This is a genomic window from Mesorhizobium sp. L-8-3, from assembly GCF_016756615.1.
Classification (GTDB): Bacteria; Pseudomonadota; Alphaproteobacteria; order Rhizobiales; family Rhizobiaceae.
In genome coordinates this window covers 6,308,725-6,330,938 of the sequence record NZ_AP023262.1, presented here as the reverse complement: position 1 = coordinate 6,330,938, position 22,214 = coordinate 6,308,725, and the positions used below count along the sequence as shown (strand labels likewise).

General features: G+C 65.0%; 19 protein-coding genes. 7 read left to right on the top strand and 12 right to left on the bottom strand.

What is annotated here, in order from left to right; all coding sequences use genetic code 11:
• Positions 1–4: 4 nt before the first annotated feature.
• From JN302_RS29365 to thrC, 3 genes are read right to left on the bottom strand one after another with little or no spacing between them, the layout of a single operon-like run.
• Positions 5–598 (bottom strand): GNAT family N-acetyltransferase, encoded by a 594-nt coding sequence (locus JN302_RS29365; RefSeq protein ID WP_202330056.1) that lies wholly within the window; start codon positions 596–598, stop codon positions 5–7.
• A 15-nt stretch (positions 599–613) separates the two neighbouring features.
• On the bottom strand, positions 614–1,906 hold the full coding sequence (locus JN302_RS29360; RefSeq protein WP_202307758.1) for a M16 family metallopeptidase: 1,293 nt from the start codon (positions 1,904–1,906) through the stop codon (positions 614–616).
• Between the two features lie 14 nt (positions 1,907–1,920).
• Positions 1,921–3,318 (bottom strand): threonine synthase, encoded by a 1,398-nt coding sequence (gene thrC / locus JN302_RS29355; protein ID WP_202330055.1) that lies wholly within the window; start codon positions 3,316–3,318, stop codon positions 1,921–1,923.
• 124 nt (positions 3,319–3,442) lie between these two features.
• Between thrC and JN302_RS29350 the strand changes: the two genes are divergently transcribed.
• A complete protein-coding gene (locus JN302_RS29350) occupies positions 3,443–4,000 on the top strand; it encodes a hypothetical protein (RefSeq protein ID WP_244845997.1) in 558 nt (185 codons plus the stop codon).
• A 108-nt stretch (positions 4,001–4,108) separates the two neighbouring features.
• Here the strand turns inward: JN302_RS29350 and JN302_RS29345 are convergent, their stop codons facing one another.
• The gene (locus JN302_RS29345; protein ID WP_202307754.1) at positions 4,109–4,762 is read right to left on the bottom strand and encodes a TerC family protein; all 654 of its coding nucleotides are present in this window, start codon (positions 4,760–4,762) and stop codon (positions 4,109–4,111) included.
• A 296-nt stretch (positions 4,763–5,058) separates the two neighbouring features.
• On the bottom strand, positions 5,059–5,745 hold the full coding sequence (locus JN302_RS29340) for an HAD family hydrolase (RefSeq protein WP_202307752.1): 687 nt from the start codon (positions 5,743–5,745) through the stop codon (positions 5,059–5,061).
• 174 nt (positions 5,746–5,919) lie between these two features.
• On the opposite strand from JN302_RS29340, the gene JN302_RS29335 reads away from it, so the two are divergent.
• The gene (locus JN302_RS29335) at positions 5,920–7,053 is read left to right on the top strand and encodes a site-specific DNA-methyltransferase (RefSeq protein WP_202330053.1); all 1,134 of its coding nucleotides are present in this window, start codon (positions 5,920–5,922) and stop codon (positions 7,051–7,053) included.
• A gap of 194 nt (positions 7,054–7,247) precedes the next feature.
• Here the strand turns inward: JN302_RS29335 and JN302_RS29330 are convergent, their stop codons facing one another.
• Both JN302_RS29330 and mutY read right to left on the bottom strand, forming a co-directional pair.
• Positions 7,248–7,859, bottom strand: coding sequence for an HAD family hydrolase (locus JN302_RS29330; protein WP_202330052.1), 612 nt, complete (start codon positions 7,857–7,859; stop codon positions 7,248–7,250).
• Positions 7,856–8,980, bottom strand: coding sequence for an A/G-specific adenine glycosylase (mutY, locus tag JN302_RS29325; RefSeq protein WP_202330051.1), 1,125 nt, complete (start codon positions 8,978–8,980; stop codon positions 7,856–7,858). The genes JN302_RS29330 and mutY overlap by 4 nt, the downstream gene beginning before the upstream one ends.
• 50 nt (positions 8,981–9,030) lie before the next feature.
• Between mutY and JN302_RS29320 the strand changes: the two genes are divergently transcribed.
• The 4 genes from JN302_RS29320 to JN302_RS29305 all read left to right on the top strand — a co-directional run bounded on the left by JN302_RS29320 (position 9,031) and on the right by JN302_RS29305 (position 14,430).
• Entirely contained in the window at positions 9,031–9,534 is a 504-nt protein-coding gene (locus tag JN302_RS29320) for a DUF721 domain-containing protein (protein WP_202307748.1), read from the top strand.
• Positions 9,535–9,672: 138 nt separating this feature from the next.
• The gene (locus JN302_RS29315) at positions 9,673–10,392 is read left to right on the top strand and encodes a DsbA family protein (RefSeq protein ID WP_202330050.1); all 720 of its coding nucleotides are present in this window, start codon (positions 9,673–9,675) and stop codon (positions 10,390–10,392) included.
• A gap of 63 nt (positions 10,393–10,455) precedes the next feature.
• Positions 10,456–13,914, top strand: coding sequence for a chromosome segregation protein SMC (gene smc / locus JN302_RS29310; RefSeq protein ID WP_202330049.1), 3,459 nt, complete (start codon positions 10,456–10,458; stop codon positions 13,912–13,914).
• A 105-nt stretch (positions 13,915–14,019) separates the two neighbouring features.
• Positions 14,020–14,430, top strand: coding sequence for a hypothetical protein (locus JN302_RS29305; protein WP_202330048.1), 411 nt, complete (start codon positions 14,020–14,022; stop codon positions 14,428–14,430).
• A 213-nt stretch (positions 14,431–14,643) separates the two neighbouring features.
• Here JN302_RS29305 and JN302_RS29300 read toward each other — a convergent pair whose 3' ends face one another.
• Positions 14,644–14,979, bottom strand: coding sequence for a VOC family protein (locus JN302_RS29300; protein WP_202307744.1), 336 nt, complete (start codon positions 14,977–14,979; stop codon positions 14,644–14,646).
• Between the two features lie 240 nt (positions 14,980–15,219).
• Here JN302_RS29300 and ppdK point away from each other — a divergent pair, with 240 nt between their 5' ends.
• The gene (ppdK, locus tag JN302_RS29295) at positions 15,220–17,886 is read left to right on the top strand and encodes a pyruvate, phosphate dikinase (RefSeq protein ID WP_202330047.1); all 2,667 of its coding nucleotides are present in this window, start codon (positions 15,220–15,222) and stop codon (positions 17,884–17,886) included.
• A 207-nt stretch (positions 17,887–18,093) separates the two neighbouring features.
• Here ppdK and JN302_RS29290 read toward each other — a convergent pair whose 3' ends face one another.
• The 4 genes from JN302_RS29290 to JN302_RS29275 form a co-directional block, all read right to left on the bottom strand.
• The gene (locus tag JN302_RS29290) at positions 18,094–19,221 is read right to left on the bottom strand and encodes a glycosyltransferase family 4 protein (RefSeq protein ID WP_202330046.1); all 1,128 of its coding nucleotides are present in this window, start codon (positions 19,219–19,221) and stop codon (positions 18,094–18,096) included.
• On the bottom strand, positions 19,218–20,762 hold the full coding sequence (locus tag JN302_RS29285) for a hypothetical protein (RefSeq protein WP_202330045.1): 1,545 nt from the start codon (positions 20,760–20,762) through the stop codon (positions 19,218–19,220). Before JN302_RS29285 ends, JN302_RS29290 begins: the two co-directional genes overlap by 4 nt.
• A gap of 300 nt (positions 20,763–21,062) precedes the next feature.
• Complete coding sequence (locus tag JN302_RS29280; RefSeq protein WP_202307737.1) at positions 21,063–21,437, bottom strand: DUF427 domain-containing protein; 375 nt, start codon at positions 21,435–21,437, stop codon at positions 21,063–21,065.
• A 186-nt stretch (positions 21,438–21,623) separates the two neighbouring features.
• Positions 21,624–22,094, bottom strand: coding sequence for a hypothetical protein (locus JN302_RS29275; RefSeq protein ID WP_202307735.1), 471 nt, complete (start codon positions 22,092–22,094; stop codon positions 21,624–21,626).
• Between the last annotated feature and the right edge of the window lie 120 nt (positions 22,095–22,214).

Genomic DNA, 22,214 nt, shown 5'->3' with positions numbered 1-22,214 from the left:
AAATTCAGCCTCGTCTGGTGTCGCCCCGATCGTCGGCGATCAGGGCATAAAGATGATGATCCTGCCAGGTTCCGTTGATCCTGAGGTAGGAGCGCAGAAGCCCTTCGCGCCGGAATCCGGCTTTTTCAAGCACGCGCGCAGAACGGACATTGTCCGGAATACAGGCTGCCTCGATGCGGTGCAACCGCAGCGTATCGAAGGCGTAGGGGATGACGAGCCGGATGGCCTCCAGCATATAGCCCTTGCCGGCGTGACGCTCACCCACCCAATAGCCGATCTGGCCGGATTGAGCGACGCCATGGCGGATGTTGCCGAGCGTGATGCCGCCGATGAGGCCCCCGGTCTCGTTGTCGAAGATGAAGAAGGCGACTGCCAAGCCGAGGGCGAAGTCTTCCCGGTAGCGCCGCAATCGCTGGCGCCAGGCGCTCCGCTCGAGCTCGTCCGCCGACCAGCGGGGCTCCCATGGCTCCAGGAAGCGGCGGCTTTCGTGGCGCAACGACGCCCAGGCGTGATAGTCGGCCCCCACCGGCAGCCGCAACGTCACCCGATCTCCCTTGAGCGCCGGCGTGTCACGGCGAAGGAAGGGGAGCGACAGCATCGGCCGGAAGTGGGATCAGACGGCCAGTTTGCGCAGGGCCGGATCGGCGTTGGGCAGGGCGTCTCGGATCGCCTCATAGGCGGCGAGCGCACCGACCGGCCCGACCGCGGCCACAGTTGGCTTGGTCGAGAACAGGCGCGACGACAGGTCCGTCAGCCGCTCGATGGTGAGATTGGAAAGGCGCTCGACCAATTCCGCCATCGGGATCGGCCGGCCGAACAGAAGAAGCTGCCGTGCGATCTGCGAGGCGCGGCTCGCCGCGCTCTCCGCCGACATGACGAGGCCCGCACGATACTGCGCGCGGGCCCGGTTCAGTTCCTCCATCGTGATCGTCTCGCTGGTTTTCTGCAGCTCGGAGACGATGACGGGAACAAGCTTGGAGATGTCGCTCTGTCCCGTTGCGGCATGGATTCCGAAGATGCCGGTATCCGAGAAGCCCCAATGGAAGGCGTAGACGGAGTAACAGAGCCCGCGCTTCTCGCGCACTTCCTGGAACAGGCGGGACGACATTCCGCCGCCGAGGATCATCGAAAGCACCTGCGAGGCATAGAAGTCGCGCACATGATAGGCCCGGCCCTCGAAGCCGAGCACGATCTGCGCGTCCATCAGGTCGCGGTTCTCACGGTAGTCGCCACCGACATAGTTGGCATATTGAGGGATGGCGCTATCGGCCTTCGCGCGGAACGATCCCAGCCGTTTCTCGACCTCGCGAACGAAGGCGTCGTGCTTGATGTCGCCGGCAGCCACGACCACCATCCGGTCGGCGCCGTACTGGCGGTCCATGAAGGAACGGAGCTGCTGCGAAGTGAAGGATTTCACGGTCTCGGGCGTGCCGAGGATGGAACGGCCGAGCGTCTGGTGGCGAAAAGCGGTCTCGGTGAAGCGATCGAAGACGATGTCGTCGGGCGTATCGTGCGCGGCACCGATCTCCTGCAGGATGACATGTTGCTCGCGTTCGAGCTCTTCCGGATCGAACCGCGATTCGGTCAGGATGTCGGCCAGGATGTCGATGGCGAGCGGAACGTCTTCGGACAGAACGCGGGCATAGAAGGATGTCGTCTCGACGCTCGTCGCGGCGTTGATCTCGCCGCCGACATTTTCGATCTCCGAGGCGATCTGCCAGGCGCTCCGACGCGCGGTTCCCTTGAACGCCATGTGCTCGAGCAGATGGGCGATGCCGTGCTCGTCCTCGCGTTCGTTGCGCGAGCCGGACTTGACCCACACGCCGAGTGCAACGGATTCGATATGAGAAAGGGTTTCGGTGGCGACTGTGAGGCCGTTCGACAGGCGGCTTACCTCAACACCCATATAGGCACTACTCCCTAACGCACTGCCCGCGCATGGCGGTTTATGTGATCTTCCACCATTTTTAGCTCCGATGGAAGCACCGTGAATTTTTCCTCGCGCGCCATCAGGTCACCGAGCCACGCGGGCAGGGCGGGGGAGACGCCGCAGGCGGCTTCGACAGCCGCGGGAAACTTGGCCGGATGGGCGGTCGCGAGCACGACCATGGGCGTGGCGGACCCGCCATGAGAGCGGGCGACATGGACGCCGGTCGCGGTATGAGGATCCAGGAGATAGCCGGTCCCGTCGAGTGTGCCGCGAATCGCCGCCGCCGTTTCCTCGACCGAGGCGCGCCCGGCCGCGAACTCGTTCCGGATGGCCGCCAGAACCGGGGCATCGAGGGTGAAAGCGCCGGACTGTTTCAGACCCGCCATGTAACGTCTCACCGTCGCGGCGTCGCGTCCCGAGGCTTCGAACAACAGCCTCTCGAAATTGGACGAGACCTGTATGTCCATCGACGGAGATGTCGTGGCGACCACGCCGCGCGTCTCGTAGCTGCCGCTGGCGAGCGTGCGGGCAAGAATGTCGTTGTCGTTGGTGGCGATGACCAGTCGCTCGACCGGCAGGCCCATGCGCCTGGCGGCGTAGCCGGCGAAGATGTCGCCGAAATTGCCGGTCGGCACGGTGAAGGAAACGGCGCGGTCGGGGGCTCCGAGCGAAAGCGCCGAGGAGAAATAATAGACGATCTGGGCCATGATGCGCGCCCAGTTGATGGAGTTGACGCCGGCCAGCGCGACATGGTCGCGGAAGCCGTGGTCGTTGAACATGTCCTTCACCAGTGCCTGGCAGTCGTCGAAGTCGCCTTCGATCGCGAGCGTCTGGACGTTTCCGGCCTTCGAACTCGTCATTTGCCGCTGCTGGACGGGTGACACGCGGCCATGCGGAAAGAGGATGAAAATGTCGGTGCGGTCGCGGCCCGCGAAGGCTTCGATCGCCGCCCCGCCGGTGTCGCCAGAGGTTGCGCCGACGATCGTGGCGCGCTTGCCCTGCTCGGCCAGCACATGGTCCATGAGCCGGGCCAGGAGTTGCATCGCCACGTCCTTGAAGGCGAGCGTCGGGCCGTGGAAGAGCTCGAGGATGAACTGGTTGGGACCTGTCTGGACGATGGGGCATACCGCGTCGTGCCGGAAGGTGGCATAGGCCTCGGCGATGATACCGGCGAACTTCCGTTCCTCGATCTCGCCGCCGACGAAGGGCGTCAGGAGCCTCGCTGCGAGGTCGGGGTAGGAGAGGCCGCGCATCGCACGAATATCGGCCGCCGTGAAGCTCGGCCATTCCCTGGGCACATACAGCCCGCCGTCGCGGGCCAGGCCCGCAAGCAGCGCGTCCGAGAAGCCCAGATCCGGAGCGTCGCCCCGTGTGCTGACATATCGCATCGTCACCTGTCCGTTGCAGCAAAGCGTCGGCGCTTCCGAAAAACTGGCTCCCGTCAGTCGCATTTTTGCCGCGCGGTTGCTATAGACGGCCCGCTCTCGACAGGGAAGTGAAGTGGGGACTTTTTTGAACCAGAAGCAATTTATTGTCGGTTTCGCCTTTGCCGGCTTTATCCTGGTCGCCGCCGGCTGCCAATCCGGCGTCGCTCCCGGCTCCAATGCGGATGCGCCGAAACCTCCTCAGGAAAAGATCCTCGAAAGTGAATTGCGGGCTTACTGCCCGGGGGTGATCCTGCGCGACGGGACGGCCTATTACAGGACTTATGCCAAAGGCGGGCAGGACGATCCAACCAAGCTCGCCTACCAGGCGGCGATCACGGATGTGACGCGAAGCTGCACGCGCAGCAACGGCATGATGACCATCAATGTCGCGGCGGCGGGCAAGATCGTTACGGGGCCGGCCGGCGCGCCTGGAACCATCACCATGCCGATCCGCGTCGCCGTGGTGCGGGGCGACGAGGTACTCTACAGCAAGCTGCACCAACATCAGGTGACTGTCGGCGACAAGTCGGGCGCCACCCAGTTCGTCTTCAATGATCCCAACGTCGTCATTCCCGAGCCGCAGCCTGGTTCCGTCCAGGTCTTCGCCGGCTATGACGAAGGTCCGCCGGCGAAGAAGAAGTAGCAGCTTCCTCAGCTTCGGCCGTCGTCAGCCGGGCCGGCAGACAGACAGCCGATGGGAAAGCACTCTGGCCGGGCGCGAAACGAGCCCGGGCCCGGGCGATTCGGGGCGTCAGCCCGAAACGAGCGGCGCCACTTCGAGCGCACCCCGATAGATCATCTCCACGGCGACGTAGAAGATGATGGCGAGGCCGACATAGGCGATCCAGCGATGACGCTGAAGCAGCCGGGCGATGAAAGTCGCGGCGACGCCCATCAGCGCGATCGACAGGATCAGGCCGAATGCCATGATCACCATGTGGTCGCGCGCCGCACCCGCGACCGCGAGCACGTTGTCGAGCGACATCGACACGTCGGCGATGACGATCTGCCAGGCCGCCTGCGCGAAGGTTTTGCGCGGTGCGGTTCCGGCGATCTTGCCGTCGTTGTCGAGATCCCGGCCTTCCAGCGCCTCCTCGCCCTGCATCTCCTCCGCATGGCTGATGCGCAACTCGCGCCACATCTTCCAGCAGACCCAAAGAAGGAGGATGCCGCCGGCGAGCAGCAGACCCACGACCTGCAGCAACTGCGTCGTGGCCATGGCGAAGATCACGCGCAGCACGGTCGCCGCGATGACGCCGATGAGGATGGCCTTTGCGCGCTGCTCCTTGGGGAGGCCGGCGGCCGCAAGGCCGATGACGATTGCGTTGTCTCCCGCCAGGACGAGATCGATCATGATGACCTGGAGGAGGGCGAAAAAGGCTTCTGTGGTTAGAAGTTCGCTCATGTAGCTCCCACTTTCGAACGGAAAGGGGTGCCGAGTGCAGCGGAAAGCATCAATCGCCGGCCGGCGGCAAACGCGGCGCGCTCACCGCCATATGCGAAGCCGGCCGGATAGATCTAGGATCGACGAAGTTCCATTGCGCCAGGCCACCCGATTGGACATCCAGTCCGACATCACAGTTCAGCGAACTGCCAGAGGGGCCCGGCCTGGTGAGCCGCATTTAGCGGCAACGCCCCCGGAACTCAAGAGCCCGGGCTGCAAATCTCCTCGCCATAGGAAGCATTCAGGGTCCGACGACCTCAGGCGTCGGACCATTCCGAAAGCGCGGCCAGCGTGCCCTTGAATTCGGTCCAGCGCCGGATCACCGTCTCCGCCCCCGCATCGGTCAGGGCATCCGCATGGCCGGGATAGCTGTGCGATGCGCCGGTGAAGCCGATCACCCGCATGCCGGCGGCCTTGGCGCCGTGGATGCCGTGTACGGAATCCTCGATGACGAAGGTCTTCTCGGGGTTGGCGCCGAGCGTCTGCGCCGCGTGGAGAAAGACGTCGGGCGCCGGCTTCGTCCGTCGGCTGGGGGTCTCCTTGGCCGAGTAGATCCGACCATCGAAGAAAGGCTTCAGCCGTGTCCTGGTCAGCATCGCATCGAGCCGATGGGCGCTCGAATTGGAGCAGATGCAGCGCGGCGTGGTGAGGGCCGCCACCGCTTCGTGCACGCCCTCGATCGCCAGCACTTCGTTGGCGAGGCGGTGATCGTTGACCTTTTCGGCCTTGTCGATCAGGGAGGACTGCAGCGGAATCTGCGCCTTCTCCTCGACCCGCAGCAGGATGTCCTTGAAGGTCAGGCCGGCATAGGTCTCGGCCAGTTCCTCGGCCGAGATCGGATAGCCCGCCTCGGTCAGGAGTTCCGCTTCGACACGGGCGGCGATGATTTCGGAATCGACGAGCACGCCGTCGCAATCGAAAATGACAAGGTCGATCTGGGTCATGACGTTCCGGGAGGTGTGGGCGCCGGCGGATCGGCGACGCTTCATGCGGCAAGGCCGGCGGAATACACGATGATCACGCCGACCGCAAATTGGCAGGCCCGTTTCACCAAATCTTTACCCAGTCCGGTAACCATAACGGGACGTAAACCGTAACGCGTAACCTGGGTATCCCGCATGTCTGCCCTGCGTCTTGCCGACGAACTTTCCGCCGTTTCCGCACAGCCGGCCTGGCTCGACACGATCCTGAAGGGGAATTGCGTCGCCGCGTTGGAAAGGCTTCCCGAGAAGTCGGTCGACGTGGTCTTCGCCGACCCACCATACAATCTTCAGCTCGACGGGGAACTGCATCGTCCGGACCAGTCGAAGGTCGATGCCGTCGACGACGAATGGGACCGCTTCGACAGCTTCGAGGCCTACGACGCCTTCACCCGCGCCTGGATGCTGGCGGTTCGCCGCGTGCTGAAACCCAGCGGCACGATCTGGGTTATCGGTTCCTATCACAACATCTTCCGTGTCGGCGCAACGATGCAGGATCTCGGATTCTGGATCCTCAACGACGTGGTCTGGCGCAAGACCAACCCGATGCCGAATTTCCGGGGGCGCCGTTTCCAGAACGCACACGAGACCATGATCTGGGCGTCCCGCGATCGGCAGGCCAAGGGCTACACCTTCAACTACGAGGCCATGAAGGCGGCCAATGACGACGTCCAGATGCGTTCCGACTGGCTGTTCCCGATCTGCACCGGCTCGGAACGGCTGAAGGACGGCAACGGCAACAAGCTGCACCCGACCCAGAAGCCGGAGGCGCTGCTCGCCCGGGTCATGATGGCGTCGACGCGTCCGAGCGACGTCGTGCTCGATCCGTTCTTCGGCTCGGGAACCACCGGTGCCGTTGCAAAACGCCTCGGCCGCCATTTCGTTGGCATCGAACGCGAGCAGGCCTATATCGACGCGGCCGCCGAGCGTATCGCCGCCGTCAAGCCGCTGCAGGCCGCGGAACTCGCCGTCATTTCCGGGAAGCGGGCCGAGCCGAGGGTGGCCTTCGTCAGCCTGATCGACAGCGGCCTGATGGCTCCCGGCACCCGTCTTTACGACGCCAGGAAGCGATGGTCGGCGACCGTTCGTGCCGACGGCACGCTGGCCGCCGGCGACGCGGTCGGGTCGATCCACAAGGTGGGCGCCGCCGTGCAGGGGCTCGACGCCTGCAACGGCTGGACGTTCTGGCACTATGAACGGAACGGCGGTCTCACCCAGATCGACGAGTTGCGCCGCATCGTCCGTGTCGGCATGGAGAGGGCCGGCGCGTAAGCGAGGACTGCGCCCAACGGACGGGGAAATTGACCGTTGGAGCGCGCGATCACGCGGCCCAACCCCGTTGGCGCGAAAGTCGAGCGGCCCGGATAGGCCTCGCTGGCGATCGAGATCCCGCGGATGCACGGCATCCACCTTCACTGGTTGTGCCAATATCCAGTGCGATTGATTTCAGAGGCCGGCCCCTCCGGTCACGGCCTGATCCCGAAACGCGCGAGGTCAGCCTCGAGCGTTTTCGCGTCCTGGAACAGCACAGCCTGCCAGCCGGCGTGCCTGGCGCCGTCGACATTCTTCTGGCTGTCGTCGATGAAGATCGTGGCGGCCGGGTCGAGGTCGAAGCTCGCCATGTGGTGGTCGTAGATACCGCGATCCGGCTTGATCATGCGCACCTCGCCCGACACGGTCACCCCGCGCGGCCGGTCGAGGAACGGAAAGCGCTGCCGGGCTTCGATGAATGTGTCGGAGGCGAAATTGGTCAGCATCGTGACGTCATGGCCGGCATCGATCAGTTCGAGCATCACCGCGACGCTGTCCTCATAGGCATGGGGCACCATCTCGTGCCAGTGCCGGCGGAAGTTGCGGATGTTCTCCTCATGCGCCGGATGATCGGCGATGAGCAGGCTTTCGGCTTCCTCCCAGGTGCGACCTCGATCCTGCTCCACATTCCAGTCGTGGGTGCAGACATTGTCGAAGAACCAGCGGCGTTCATCAGGGTCGAGGATCAATCGGCTGAAGGGCAGGTCTGGATCGTAGTGGATCAGCACGCGGCCGATGTCGAACACGATGTGACGGATTTCGGTCATGAACTCCTCTTGATGCTTCGGGAGGTTTTGGTCGCGCCCGATATCGCAGCCTCGATTGCCTTTTTCATGACAGTGGGCAGCGCCTCGTCGTGGATATCCGCCAGCCTCGCCCAGCGGTGCCCGGCTGGCGCCGCGCGGTCGCCGGCCTCCGCCCGGTAGACCACGAGCTCCAGCGCGAAATGCGTGAAGACATGCGAAATGCTTCCCGCTTTTCGCCACTCGGCGGGAAAGGGGGCCTCTCTGCTGCTCGTATCGCCGTCGTTGCGTGCCGTCCAGCCCGTCGTCGGCACTTCGCTCATGCCGCCGAGCAGCCCGCTCTCCGGGCGTTTGCGCAGCAGGATGGTGCCGCCTTTGCCGATGGCGACGAAGGCCGCGCCGTGACGCTGCGGCTTCTCCGCCTTTGGCGCCTTGACCGGATAGAATTCGGGGTCGCCCGCTCCCAGCGCGGCGCAGCCGGCGTTGAGCGGGCAGAGCATGCATGAGGGACGGCGCGGCGTGCAGATCGTGGCGCCTAGGTCCATCATCGCCTGCGCGAAGTCGCCCGGTCGGGCGGCGGGCACGAGATCGCCCACGATCGCCCGTATCTCCCGCTTGGCCTCCGGCAACGGCGTGGCTATGGCGTAGAGCCTCGTCACGACGCGCTCGACATTGCCGTCGACGACCGCCGCGGGCCGGTCGAAGGCGATGGCTGCGATCGCGGCGGCGGTGTAGTCGCCGATGCCGGGCAGGTCGCGCAACCCGGCTTCCGTGTCGGGAAAGCGGCCGCCGTGGTTCGCCGCCAGCTGGTCTGCGCATTTCTTGAGATTGCGGGCCCTGGAATAGTAGCCGAGGCCCGCCCAGGCCCGCAGCACGTCCTCCTGGTCGGCCGCGGCCAGCGACGCGGCGTCGGGCCATCTGTCGAGGAAGGCACGGAAATAGGGCTTGACCGCCTCCACGGTCGTCTGTTGCAGCATGATTTCCGACAGCCATACGCGATAAGGGTCGGGCCGCTTGCCGGCCGCTGCGGCGCGCGGCGGCGTGCGCCACGGCAAGTCACGATGGTGCTTGTCGTACCAGGCGAGCAGGCGTGCTGCCATGCCGTCGCTTTGGGGAGTGTATTCGGATCGTGTTGCGGCTACCATCGAGCGGTGGCTGATCGATGCGGGAAGCAGGAATTGACAGGGGACCGGTCATGACAGGGAAACGGCCGGGCGGCAATCCCAAGCCCGTAAGCGATGTCGCCACCGAGATACTCGATCCGGTGCTGCGCAAGCGCGCCGGAATTTCGGTCGGTCTCGTGCAATCCTGGGAGGAAATCGTTGGACCTCGGCTCGCCGGCCGCACTCGTCCCGAGAAGATCGTCTGGCCGCGGCGGCTCGACGACGACGACCCTTTCGAGCCGGCCGTGCTGGTCATCGCATGCGAGGGCGCGGCGGCGCTCCATGTCCAGCACGAGACGAACGAGATCGTCAGCCGGGTCAACGCCTTCCTCGGCTTCGCCGCGATCGGCCGCATCAGGATCGTGCAGAAGCCGGTGAACACGGGGCCGGACAAGCCGAGGCCGCGGCTGCGACCGTTGTCGGAACTGGAGAAGAAACGCGTCGCCGGCACGGTCGCGAAGATCGAGGACGACGGTCTGCGCGCGGCCCTGGAGCGCCTCGGCACGACGATCCTGAGCGCGAAGAAACGACCGTAGCCGACGATTTCTCGCGTGAAATTGATCGCCTGCGGCTCTTTGCGTTGTTGGCTTGCATCGGGCCATGCCTTATTTCGCGCCAACTCTCGCCTTTGTGTGCCTTTTGACCGCAAGATTCCTCATTCGCCAGGTGATTCGATGATCCGTTCCATTCCGCGCCGGTCCGTTCTGACCTCGCTGGTCGTGCTTCCGACGGCGCTGATGCTTGCCGCGTGCAGCGATTCCACGGAGGAGGCCAAGGCGGAGACTTCAAAGCCGGCCGATGCGGCCACTCCCGCCGCGCCGGCCGTCAATGCGCCGAAGCCGGCGGGAACCGTCGACATGGCCAAGCTCCTGGAAGCAGGCGCGCTGCCTGAGAAGAGCCTCGGCAAGGAGGACGCGCCCGTCACCATCGTCGAATATGCCTCGATGACCTGCCCGCACTGCGCGCATTTCCATGAGACGACCCTGCCGGAGCTCAAGACCAGATACATTGATACCGGCAAGGTTCGGCTGATCCTGCGCGAGTTCCCCTTCGATCCACGCGCCGAGGCGGGTTTCATGCTGGCGCGCTGCTCCAACGACAACTATTTCGCGATGGTGGACGTGCTGTTCAAGCAGCAGCGGAGCTGGGCCGCGGCCGAAAATGCCAGGGATGCGCTGCTCCAGATCTCCAAATTGGCCGGTTTTTCACAGGAGTCCTTCGAGGCCTGCTTGACTGACCAGAAGCTTCTGGACGAAGTGAGGGCGGTGCGCGAGCGAGGCGCCAAGGATTTCGGAGTGGACTCGACCCCAACCTTCTTCATCGATGGGGGCAGATATCCCGGAGCGTTGTCGATTGCGGAACTGTCGGCGATCATCGACCCGCTGCTTTCGTAACCGGCCCTTCTTTGCCGTGTGGAGGGGCGGGTCGCCCTTCCGCTCGTCCGGCGGTGACGGCGGATGAAGTTCACCCGACTCCGCCTTCTCGGGTTCAAATCCTTCGTCGAGCCGTCCGAGTTCGTGATCGAACGCGGCCTGACGGGTGTCGTCGGCCCGAACGGCTGCGGCAAGTCGAACCTCGTCGAGGCGCTGCGCTGGGTGATGGGCGAAAGCTCGTACAAGAACATGCGCGCGTCCGGCATGGACGACGTTATTTTCTCGGGCTCGGCGACGCGGCCTGCCCGCAACACGGCGGAAGTGACGCTGTTCCTGGAGAACGGCGACCGCACCGCGCCCGCGGCCTTCAATGACGCCGACGAACTGCAGGTCTCTCGCCGTATCGAGCGCGAGGCAGGCTCGGTCTACAGGATCAACGGCAAGGAAGCGCGCGCCAAGGATGTGCAGCTTCTCTTCGCCGACCAGTCGACCGGCGCGCGCTCGCCGTCGATGGTGGGCCAGGGCCGCATCGGCGAGCTGATCCAGGCGAAACCGCAGGCCCGGCGCGCTCTGCTCGAAGAGGCGGCGGGCATCTCGGGTCTCCACACGCGACGTCACGAAGCTGAACTGAGGCTGCGCGCTGCGGAGCAGAATCTCGAGCGGCTGGACGATGTGGTCGGCGAGCTCGAAAGTCAGATCGACAGCCTGAAGCGCCAGGCGCGTCAGGCCTCGCGGTTCAAGAACCTGTCGGCCGACATCCGCAAGGCCGAGGCCATTCTGCTTCATCTGCGATGGACCGCTGCCAAGGCGCAGGAGGCCGAGGCAAAGTCCGCGCTCGCCTCGGCGACCATGCTGGTCGGCGACCGGGCCGAGGCCCAGATGGCCGCTGCCAAGGAGCAGGCGATCGGCGCCCATCGGCTGCCGGAACTGCGCGACGCCGAGGCGGCGGCAGCGGCGACCTTCCAGCGCCTCTCCATCGCTCGCGCTCAGATCGAGGAAGAAGCGGGGCGGGTGCAGGCCCGCCAGGCCGAGCTCGACAAGCGCATCGCACAGCTCGACGCGGACATGCGTCGCGAGGAGCAGATGGTCCGCGACAATGCGGACATACTGGAGCGCCTCGCCGAGGAGGAGGCGACGCTCGAGGACGAGAACGCCGTCGCCTCCGACCGCGAGATGACCACGCGAGCGGCTTTCGAGGAGGCCGCTGCCAAGCTTGCCGCGAGCGAAGGCGCCCTGGCGGCGCTGACGGCCGAGCGGGCTGAAGCGGCCGCGGCCCGCCAGCAGGCGGAGCGTGCGTTGCGCGATACGGCTGAGCGCCGTGATCGGCTGGCGCGCCAGCTCGCCGAGGTCGCGCGGGAAGCCGATGATATCGCCGCCCGGATCGGGGGGCTCGCCGACCCGGCCGAGAAACGCCTGCTGGTCGAGCAGGCAGCGGAGGCGGTCGAAGTCGCCGAAAGCCATGCCATCGGCGCCGAGAAAGCGGTCGTCGATGCACGTGCGGCCGAGGCCGCACTCCGTTCACCCTTGCAGGAGGCCCGTGCCGAACTCGCTCGCGTCGAGACCGAGGCGCGGACGCTGGCCAAGGTGCTGAACGCTGCGAGCGGCGACCTGTTCCCGGCCGTTCTCGAACAGATGCGCGTGGAGCGCGGCTACGAAACGGCGCTCGGCGCGGCGCTCGGCGAGGATCTCGACCTTCCGATGGATCCTGCTGCTCCGGCGCATTGGGCCGAAGTGGAACCGCAGCCCGACGATCCGGTGCTGCCCGCGGGCCTGCGCTCGCTGGCATCGGTCGTATCCGCGCCGCGCCGGCTCGAACGCCGCCTTGACCAGATCGGCATCGTCGAGGCGGGCGAGGGAGCGGCGCTCCAGGCGGCTCTGAAACCCGGCCAGAGGCTGGTCAGCCGGGAAGGCGCGTTGTGGCGTTGGGACGGCATGACGGCAAGCGCCGATGCGCCGACGCCGGCCGCGCAGCGCCTTGCGCAGAAGAACCGTCTGGCGGAACTGGACGCCGAAGCCGTCGCCGCGACGAAGAGGGTGCGAGCGGCCGAAGAAGAACTGGCCAGCGCCGAAGGGCGCGTGCGGCAGTCGGCCGAAGCCGAACGCGATGCGCGACAGGCCTGGCGCGGCGCCCAGCACGCTCTCGAAGCCGCGCGCGACGCGCTGGCAAAGGCCGAGAAGGCGGCAGGCGAGCTTTCGACCCGACGCGCGGCCCTCGAAGAGGCACGGCTGCGATTGGAGCAAGGCAGCGAGGAAATCGAGGCCGCCTATCAGGATGCCGAGGATGCGCTCGCCTCGGCCCCCGATCTCGGCGATCTCCAGGCGCGTCTCGACAGGATGGCGGGCGACGTCTCCGGGGATCGTGCCGCGCTTGCCGAAGCCCGAGCCGTGCATGAAGGCCTGAAGCGCGAGGCGGAGGCGCGGGTCCGCCGGCTCACCGCGATCTCCGCCGAACGCAAGAGCTGGGTGTCGCGTGCCGAGAACGCCGATCGCCAGATCGCAGCGCTCGCGGCGCGCCGTGCCGAGGCGATCGAAGAGCGCGAGGCGCTCGCCGAAGCGCCCGACGAGATCGACGAGCGTCGTCGTTCCCTGATGAGCCAGCTCAGGGATGCGGAAGCATTGCGCAAGAATGCAGCCGATCGCCTTCAGGAGGCGGAGAACCGCCAGTCGGTCGCAGACAAGGCGGCGACCGCTGCGATCCAGGGGCTCGCCGAGGCACGCGAGGCTCGTGCTCGCGCGGAGGAGCGTCTGACGGCAGCCGACGAGCGGCGCAAGGAAGTGGAAGCCCGTATCCATGAGGCGCTGAACACTCCCCCGCACCTGGTCATCCGCCACACCGGGCTCGAGGCCGACGATCCCATGCCCGATGCGGCGGAGGTCGAGCGTCAGCTCGAACGCCTCAAGATCGAGCGCGAGCGGCTGGGCGCGGTCAATCTGCGCGCCGAAGAAGAACAGAGGGAACTTTCCGAGCGGCTCGAGACCATCGTTTCGGAACGCGAGGACATCATCGAGGCGATCCGCAAGCTGCGCCAGGCCATCCAGAACCTCAACCGCGAGGGACGGGATAGGCTGCTGGCGGCGTTCGACGTCGTGAACAGCCAGTTCCAGCGCCTGTTCACGCATCTCTTCGGCGGCGGCACCGCCGAGCTTCAGCTCATCGAATCGGAGGATCCCCTGGAGGCGGGGCTGGAAATCCTGGCGCGTCCCCCTGGCAAGAAACCGCAAACCATGACGCTGCTTTCCGGCGGCGAGCAGGCGTTGACCGCAATGGCGCTGATCTTCGCCGTGTTCCTCACCAATCCGGCGCCGATCTGCGTGCTCGACGAGGTCGATGCGCCGCTCGACGACCACAATGTCGAACGCTACTGCAACCTGATGGACGAGATGGCGGCGACGACGGAGACGCGTTTCGTCGTCATCACCCACAATCCCATCACCATGGCGCGGATGAACCGGCTGTTCGGCGTCACCATGGCCGAGCAGGGCGTCAGCCAGCTCGTCTCGGTCGACCTGCAGACAGCCGAGCGACTGCGCGAGGCGAGTTGATCCGCCCGGAGCGCCGCGCGTCCAGTGGGACGCGCAAAGGACGCTCTGGCTTTGAATCCGAGCTTCGTGCTTTCCGAAAATCGAGTACGATCCTGGGAAAGCACGATGCGATCAGGAACGAATCTCATGACGGAAGAGGAACGAGCCCGAGGCGGAGAATTGGCAACGGCGCTGAAGGGGCTTCATCGCGCGCTGATCCGCGCCGAGGCCGGTGACGATCCGGAACTGCAGAACCCCTATACGCTGCTTTTCGCCGTCATCGGCGATCCGCGCTTCAGCTGGATGGGTGCCCTGTCGCAACTCATCGTGCAGCTTGAAGAGGCGCTCGACGACAAGGAGGACATTGCGGAACTCGCTCCCTTCCTGACCGCGGCCGGACAGTTGCTCGGCGAGGAGGAGAGCATACAGGCCGAGTTTCGCCTGCGCTATCTGATGGCCTTGCAGAAGGAGCCCGATGTCGCGCTCGCGACAGGCGCACTGAGAGGTGTCCTCACCCGGCTCGCCCAGCCGCGATAGTGCGTCGGGTGGCTACCGGCCCGAAGAACGTACTCGATTTTCGGAAAGCACGATGCGTGGGTTCAAAGTGCTGGAGTGTCCTTTGCGCGTTCGGATGGAAGCGCGGCGCTCCACATCATGTCGCACGAAAAAGCATTCACGCGACGCGCTGCAGGTTCTTGATTTGCGCATGTCCTTATCCCGAAACCACGGCACCCTTTCGGGAGACATGTTCTACTGTCCCCAGACCGCCAGTTCGTTGCCGGCTGGATCGACGAAATGGAAGCGTCGTCCTCCAGGGAACGAAAAGATCGGCTTGACGATCCTGCCGCCGGCTTCCTCGACCGCTGTCAAGGTCGCTTCGAGTTCCCTGGAATAGAGGATGGGGAGCGGCTTTGCCTGCTCCTGGGTCTGGAACCCTCCTTCCAGACCTTCGTCGAACGCGGTGTAGTTCGGGCCGTAGTCGGTGAAGGACCAGCCGAAGGCCGCGCTGTAGAAGGCCTTGGTGCTGTCCAGCGTCGAACCCGTGGCGGACATTTCGATATAGTCCAGTTTGCCGGTCTCTTTCATCGCGCACCTCACTCGTTCTCTTTATGTTCTATACGGCCAGGAGGGCAGCCGCAAGCATGAATGTCATGGGTTGCGACGCTGTCGAGCGGCCTGCGCATAGGACATCGGTGCTTTCCCCCACGCCCGGCTGGCGCTGATCCCCGCGTTTTTCCAGTACTTTTTCTTCAACCGATTTTATCGTGGCGGCGTTCTCCACGAACGAATAAGAGGGCTGGACCGGAACCTTCAGAGGCGCGCGCGATGACGAAATGGGTCTATACGTTCGGGGATGGTGCGGCGGAGGGCAGGGCCGGCGACCGCACGCTTCTGGGCGGCAAGGGTGCCAATCTCGCCGAGATGTGCAGCCTCGGCCTTCCCGTACCGCCGGGCTTCACCATCACGACGGAAGCCTGCAACTGGTACTACGCGAACGGCCGTTCCTATCCGTCCACGCTCAAGGCCGGAGTCCAGTCGGCGCTCGATCATGTCGGCGCACTGACAGGCCGCAGCTTCGGCGATCCCTCGCGCCTGCTGCTGGTTTCCGTGCGTTCCGGCTCCCGCGCCTCGATGCCGGGCATGATGGACACGGTGCTCAATCTCGGCCTCAACGACGTGACGGTCGAGGCGCTGGCCAGGGATGCGGGCGACGCGCGTTTCGCCTATGACAGCTATCGTCGTTTCATCCACATGTATTCGGATGTGGTCATGGGCCTTGACCATGAGGTGTTCGAGGAGATCCTCGAGGAGGAAAAGGCCAGGCTCGGCCATGAACTCGACACCGAACTGTCGGCCGGCGAGTGGCAGGACGTCATCGCTCTCTATAAGGCCAAGGTCGAGGAAGAATTGGGCGAGCCCTTCCCCCAGGATCCGCAGGAGCAGCTCTGGGGCGCGATCGGGGCGGTGTTCTCGAGTTGGATGAACCATCGCGCCATCACCTATCGCCGGCTCCACGACATTCCCGAGAGCTGGGGCACGGCCGTCAACGTCCAGGCCATGGTTTTCGGCAATATGGGCGAAACATCGGCCACCGGCGTCGCTTTCACGCGCAACCCCTCGACCGGCGAGAAGATGCTCTATGGCGAGTTCCTGGTGAATGCGCAGGGCGAGGACGTCGTCGCCGGTATCCGCACGCCGCAGAACATCACCGAGGCCGCCCGCATCGCGGCCGGTTCGGACAAGCCGTCGCTGCAGAAGCTGATGCCGGAGGCGTTCCAGTCCTTCGTCGAGATCTCCCAGCGGCTGGAGACGCATTACCGTGACATGCAGGATCTCGAATTCACCATCGAGCGTGGCAAGCTGTGGATGCTGCAGACACGCTCCGGCAAGCGCACGGCCAAGGCAGCGCTCAGGATCGCCGTGGAGATGGCGGCCGAGAAGCTGATCACCCGCGAGGAAGCCGTTGCGCGTATCGATCCGGCGTCCCTCGACCAGTTGCTGCATCCCACGATCGACCCCAAGGCCGAGCGCAATGTCATCGGTATCGGCCTGCCTGCCTCGCCGGGCGCGGCCACGGGCGAGATCGTCTTTTCATCCGACGAGGCCGAGGAACTGAAGGCGCAGGGGCGCAAAGTGATCCTGGTGCGGGTCGAGACCAGTCCCGAGGACATCCATGGCATGCATGCGGCCGAAGGCATCCTGACCACCCGCGGCGGCATGACCAGCCATGCGGCCGTCGTGGCGCGCGGCATGGGCAAGCCCTGCGTCTCCGGCGCCGGATCGCTGCGCGTCGACTACCGCAACGGCACGCTGTCCACGCTCGGCACGACCTTCCGCAAGGGCGACGTCATCACCATAGACGGCGCTAACGGCCAGGTGCTGAAAGGCGCCGTCCCGATGTTGCAGCCGGAGCTTTCCGGCGATTTCGCTGCGATCATGGAGTGGGCCGATGCGATTCGGCGCATGAGGGTGCGCACCAATGCGGAGACACCGTCCGATGCGCGCATGGCGCGGTCCTTCGGCGCCGAAGGCATCGGGCTGTGCCGGACCGAGCACATGTTCTTCGAGGGCGACCGGATCGTGGCGATGCGCGAGATGATCCTCGCCGACACGGAGAAGGAGCGCCGCGTCGCCCTGGCCAAGCTGTTGCCGATGCAGCGCTCCGATTTCGTGGAACTGTTCGAGATCATGGCGGGTCTGCCTGTCACGATCCGCCTGCTCGACCCGCCGCTCCACGAATTCCTTCCGAAGACGGAGGAGGAGGTGGCCGAGGTCGCCGCGGCGATGAACGTGTCGGCCGAAAGGCTGCGCCAGCGCACCGAGGCGCTGCACGAGTTCAATCCGATGCTCGGTCACCGCGGTTGCCGTCTGGCGGTCTCCTATCCCGAGATCGCCGAGATGCAGGCGCGCGCCATCTTCGAAGCAGCGGTGGAAGCGGCGAAGAAGACCGGTGCGCCGGTCGTGCCGGAAATCATGGTTCCCCTGGTCGGGCTGAAAGCCGAGCTCGACTACGTCAAGAACCATATCGAAACCGTCGGCAAGGAGGTGATGGACGAGGCGGGGGTCAAGATCGAGTTCCTGGTCGGCACGATGATCGAATTGCCCCGTGCCGCGATACGCGCCCATGTGATCGCCGAAGCGGCCGAATTCTTCTCCTTCGGGACGAACGACCTGACCCAGACCACCTTCGGCATTTCCCGCGACGACGCCGCATCCTTCCTCGAGACCTATCGCCGCAAGGGTATCATCGAACAGGATCCTTTCGTGTCGCTGGATGTCGACGGCGTCGGCGAACTGGTGCGCCTAGCGGCCGAGAAGGGGCGCGTCACGCGTCCCGCCATCAAGCTCGGCATCTGCGGCGAGCACGGCGGGGATCCCGCCTCGATCAGGTTCTGCGAAGAGGTGGGCCTCGATTATGTCTCGTGCTCGCCCTTCCGCGTGCCGATCGCCAGGCTGGCGGCGGCGCAGGCCGCGGTGCGCAAGCAGGCCTGAGCCGGCAGCGACGGCGCCGATTTCGCCGCGATACGGTCGTTGGGCAGAGCCGCCTGTGCGCGAAGGGTGGTCAAATGCCGTTTGGCCTCGAAGGAAGGGCTTCACCCTCGTGCGCCCGAGTGGAACGGGTGGGAGGGAACCGACGGCGTCATGACTGAGCGTCACGCCCCTGACGGGCAGGAGCATCAAGCGGCGTCGCACTTCTGTTCAGAGGCCTTCCGGAGGGGCCGGCCAATGCTCGGCCTCGATCAGGTCGCAGGCAACGTCGACGCCGGAATAGAGCTCCGGATTGGCGCCATAGGCAATGCCCCTGCGTGAAAGGTCCTCGTTGCCGGCGCCACCGACGTCACCAAGAAACCTGCTGAAGGTGTCGGCCGCGAAAGGGCCGGTCACGACCTTGCCGGCGCCAGCCTCCAGGATCCGCCCGGAAAAGCCGCATATATCAGTGGTCACGACAGGCAGACCGTTCACGATCGCCTCCAGAATCACGGCCCCTGCGACTTCGACTCGCGCCGGATGGGCGAGCACATCGGCCGCCGCGACTGCCTTGAAGAAACGGTCTCCCGAGATGTAGCCCATGCATCGGATGCGGTCGCCCACGCCGAGTTGCGCGGCGCGGGCGAGGGGTTTTCGCATCTTGTGATCGCCGGAGCCGAGGCCTCCGACCAGCAGGCGTGCGCGGGGATGGTCGGGAAGCGCTTCGATGACGCGGTCGAGGCCCTTGATTTCCGGCTGGAGGCCGAGCCAGAGCCAGGCCGGCTCGTCCGGCGCCAATCCCAGTTCTGCCCGTGCCGCCGGCCTCAATTGATCGCGAAGCTCGGGCCGCCGCCGCGTTTCCGCAATGGCGGGGGGGATGACGGCGACACGCTCGCGGCTCGAGGGATAGCGCTCCACGGCGGCTCGCATCTGGGAAAGGGCGACGCCGATGATCCGCGTCTTGGCCGGTGTGTCGAAACAGCCCTGTTCAAGCCGGGCAAAGGTCCGGAATCTGGGAGTCAGGCGCTTGAGAAAAGGCGCGTCCGCGCGGTTACGCAGCGCATCGGCCAGAAACAGGATTTCGGCACCGGGCGCGGGCTGGAACGCGACGGTTCGGTCGAAACGTCCGTTCGTCGCATTGACGAAGGCTGTGGCGAAGGCCGCGGCGCGCGCGTGATTCGATGATGGCTTGCGCCGCGGGGCGATCGATACGACAGGAAACTTCACATCCGGACAAGCGCCGGCTACGAACAACGTTGCCTCGTGGCCGCGGCGATCGAGTTCCGCCGCGATCCGAAGGCAGTTGTCTTCGAGCCCGCCGCGCGGCTGCAGCCGGTGGATGCCGAGGGCGATCCTCATTGACTGGCGGGGGCCGGCTTCGACGGCGGGCTGCAGTGCGTCATCGCCCGGCACATGGCGAACACCTGAACGAAATTCCCGTCCGTGCCAAAGAATGTCTGGACCACCTTGGGCGGACGGCCATTCGGAAACGGTGCCTTGAGATCGGCGGTGCCGGTCGCATAGACAAAGACGTCGATCTGCCCGTTCTTCTCGAACGCCGGACGGGGGAGCGAGAGGATCTCGGTGACCCCTGCCACATTCCGATAGGTGTGACCCGAGAAATAGGCGATACGCGGCTCGTTCATCCAGATGTTGGCGGTTGCCGGCACGTTCTCGCGGATCCAGGTCGCTGCATCCGTATATTGCCCCAGTCGTCCGTGCTTCGGGGTGTCCAGAACCCAGCTTATGGCGACCGCGATGACGATGGAGGGAAAGACCAGAAAGGCCCGGGGGCGCCCCATCAGCAGTTCTCGCCAACTCGCGGTCGCGCAGGCGACGGTCGCGAACATCGCGATCAGGGCGAAGCCCATGGCGTAGCGCCAGTCGAGCAGCGCCTTCATGAAGGTGAACAGGATCAGCATCGGCAACTGGCCGGCCGCGAACCAGACCACGGTGAGGTTGGCCTTTTGAGGCAGCAGGCGATGCGGCAGGAACGCGAAGAGGCCGAAGAGTGTATAGACCGGCGTCAACGCGCGCACGATCTGGATGAGCGCCAGTCCAACAGCGATGGCGACATAGGCCTGCCATCCGTGTCCGGAGCCGAGCACCAGCACATCCTTCTCGAGGATGTCGACGCGCTCGAGAATGGCGGGGCCGAAGATCGACATCTTCTGCGGCAGGACTTTGCCCTCGATCCATCTGGCGAAGGTACCGCTCGCCCATATGCCGAACATGAACGGCAGTATTGCGGATACCGCGATGACGAAGACGGCGATCGTGCTGGCCTGCTGGGTAACGGTCCTGAGCCGGATGATGATGTAGTAGACGGCGACAAGCGCTGCCAGATAGAATCCTTCGATCCGGAACAAGGTCGCGGCGGCCAGTGCTGCGAGCAGGGCGAGCTTCCTGAACAGCGACGGCTGTTGGTTGTCGGCTACCGCGAAGTAGACGGCGACGAGGAAGAAACAGAGATAGCCGTTGTCGCGTATCACCCAGGATCGCAGTTCCGTGAGCTGGGGCTGGAAAACGATCATGATCGTTGCGACCGTCACAAAGGCCCGGTCGCCATTGGTCAGCCGATAGGCGAGCGCGACAAAAGTGACGGTCGTGCCGAGCGTCAGGACGCCGTTGACGACCTGCGCGGCGAGCAGCGCCGACAAGCCGGTGAGCGACATGACCCCTGAAATCAGCAAGCTGTAGAACGGCCAGCGGTAGATGGCCATTCCGTCGGCAAAGCGACCTTGCGAGAAATACTCTGCCGCTCTCAGGTACAGCGAGGCATCGGGATTGGGAATCGACGTCGCGTAGGCGCCCCAGATCGACAAGGCAACGCTGGCCATCGCCGACAGAATGTAGTGCCACCGAAATGTCCGACAGCCCTCGCCATGGGAACTGCTCACCGTTGCGTCACCTGAATCAATGCACGTAGGGGCTCCGTCATGGGGAGGCTATGCACCAGAACAGCGCAGGCGTCCATGTGTTCGATATTGTCGATGGAAAGTTGCTGCACGCAAAAGCTTAATGCGCTGTGAAGAAGATGTTCAGATACCACCAAGGCAGTCTGCCGGGCACGGCGCCGTTGCCTCTCGATTCTGTTGTGAATGACGGGTGGTCTTCCTTGGTTCGAGATCGACGAATCACCTCGAGACGCCTTGTGGTGCTTTGAAGGCGCAGTCCCGCGCTGATCGTGACGCTTCGGCTCACCGCGTCTCGACCGTCACCCGGTCGGGATAGAACGCGCCATGATCCTTGATCTCCGCCATTTCGTCGAAGGGTGCCTCATAGGCCCACATCGCATCCTTCGCGCCGCCCTTGACGCTCCAGTAGCTCGCATCGCCCTTGTAGGGACAGTGGGTCGAGGTCGATGTCTTCTCCAGGGCGCCGAAATCGATATCGCCGAAGGGAACATAGAGGACCGGCGGATAGGGCACCTCCGTGAGCAGCTTCGCGCGTCCCGAATCGGCTATGATCCTATCCCCGGATCGAACGGTGACCGTGCCCTCGTAGGGCGCGACGCTGATCGACTTGCCCGGGTTGCGAGCGAAGCCAGGTGACGGATTCCCTGACGTCTTCATCTGCTGGCCCTCCTGAGGAAGCGACGTTGTCCCTCTGCGTCCGTGATGGACCTGCCGGCGCGGGACGGCACCAATCGCTTCTTTGTATGCCTGACGCAACGAGGTGGGCGCAACCCCTGCCTTTTATATCCCGCGCGGGAAGCTTCTGTTTCGCTTCGAACGTCGCGGCGGCGGTCCTTGCTGGAGTCAAGCCGCCGACTGGTACGCGTCGAGCACGCCGGCGTAGGAGCGAGCGAGCGCCGCAAGCGGGTTGGTGCTGCTCTCCACCGGTTCGATCCGCATGACACCCTCGGGCGGCAGAATGACGAGGGCGACCCGGCGATCGCCGCCTGTGCCCAACGTCACCGCGGCCACGTGCCGGCAATCGTCGACATTCTCCAGCCGCATCTGGAACAGGAGCTCCCCGCCGACGGCCGCGAGCGCCATGCGGACGGACTCCTCGAAATCCTCCAGGTCCGGCAGGTCGGGCAGCGCATCCTCGAATTGGGACGGTGTCAGGTCGATTTCGGACAGAAGTTCGCCCAGGGTCGAGGGATCGGGGTCTTCAGCCGCAGGCTGGATGTTTTCGCGCATTTCGATCGCGAAGCTTACTCCTGCCGCAACCGCAGGCAGCTTCACGGGGACGGCGGTCCGACGGACCTCGCTGGTCGCGTCCATGGGGAGCCTCTCGCTAGTTTACGCCTCTTACTCTTTGAGCCCCACCAACCTGGAAGGATTTCGCGCGAGAATGGCGGTATTGTGACGAGGCCCCTTTGCCGACTTTCATCGATGCCCCAA

Excerpts from the sequence above, each read along its gene's own strand:
- JN302_RS29305 (WP_202330048.1), top strand. The coding sequence starts at position 14,020 with ATGCGATCAGGAACGAATCTCATGACGGAAGAGGAACGAGCCCGAGGC.
- JN302_RS29320 (WP_202307748.1), top strand. The coding sequence starts at position 9,031 with ATGACAGGGAAACGGCCGGGCGGCAATCCCAAGCCCGTAAGCGATGTC.
- JN302_RS29360 (WP_202307758.1), bottom strand. The coding sequence starts at position 1,906 with ATGGGTGTTGAGGTAAGCCGCCTGTCGAACGGCCTCACAGTCGCCACC.
- ppdK (WP_202330047.1), top strand. The coding sequence starts at position 15,220 with ATGACGAAATGGGTCTATACGTTCGGGGATGGTGCGGCGGAGGGCAGG.
- JN302_RS29365 (WP_202330056.1), bottom strand. The coding sequence starts at position 598 with ATGCTGTCGCTCCCCTTCCTTCGCCGTGACACGCCGGCGCTCAAGGGA.
- JN302_RS29345 (WP_202307754.1), bottom strand. The coding sequence starts at position 4,762 with ATGAGCGAACTTCTAACCACAGAAGCCTTTTTCGCCCTCCTCCAGGTC.
- JN302_RS29330 (WP_202330052.1), bottom strand. The coding sequence starts at position 7,859 with ATGACCGAAATCCGTCACATCGTGTTCGACATCGGCCGCGTGCTGATC.
- JN302_RS29335 (WP_202330053.1), top strand. The coding sequence starts at position 5,920 with ATGTCTGCCCTGCGTCTTGCCGACGAACTTTCCGCCGTTTCCGCACAG.
- smc (WP_202330049.1), top strand. The coding sequence starts at position 10,456 with ATGAAGTTCACCCGACTCCGCCTTCTCGGGTTCAAATCCTTCGTCGAG.
- JN302_RS29300 (WP_202307744.1), bottom strand. The coding sequence starts at position 14,979 with ATGAAAGAGACCGGCAAACTGGACTATATCGAAATGTCCGCCACGGGT.
- JN302_RS29280 (WP_202307737.1), bottom strand. The coding sequence starts at position 21,437 with ATGAAGACGTCAGGGAATCCGTCACCTGGCTTCGCTCGCAACCCGGGC.
- JN302_RS29275 (WP_202307735.1), bottom strand. The coding sequence starts at position 22,094 with ATGGACGCGACCAGCGAGGTCCGTCGGACCGCCGTCCCCGTGAAGCTG.
- mutY (WP_202330051.1), bottom strand. The coding sequence starts at position 8,980 with ATGGTAGCCGCAACACGATCCGAATACACTCCCCAAAGCGACGGCATG.
- thrC (WP_202330055.1), bottom strand. The coding sequence starts at position 3,318 with ATGCGATATGTCAGCACACGGGGCGACGCTCCGGATCTGGGCTTCTCG.
- JN302_RS29315 (WP_202330050.1), top strand. The coding sequence starts at position 9,673 with ATGATCCGTTCCATTCCGCGCCGGTCCGTTCTGACCTCGCTGGTCGTG.
- JN302_RS29290 (WP_202330046.1), bottom strand. The coding sequence starts at position 19,221 with ATGAGGATCGCCCTCGGCATCCACCGGCTGCAGCCGCGCGGCGGGCTC.
- JN302_RS29340 (WP_202307752.1), bottom strand. The coding sequence starts at position 5,745 with ATGACCCAGATCGACCTTGTCATTTTCGATTGCGACGGCGTGCTCGTC.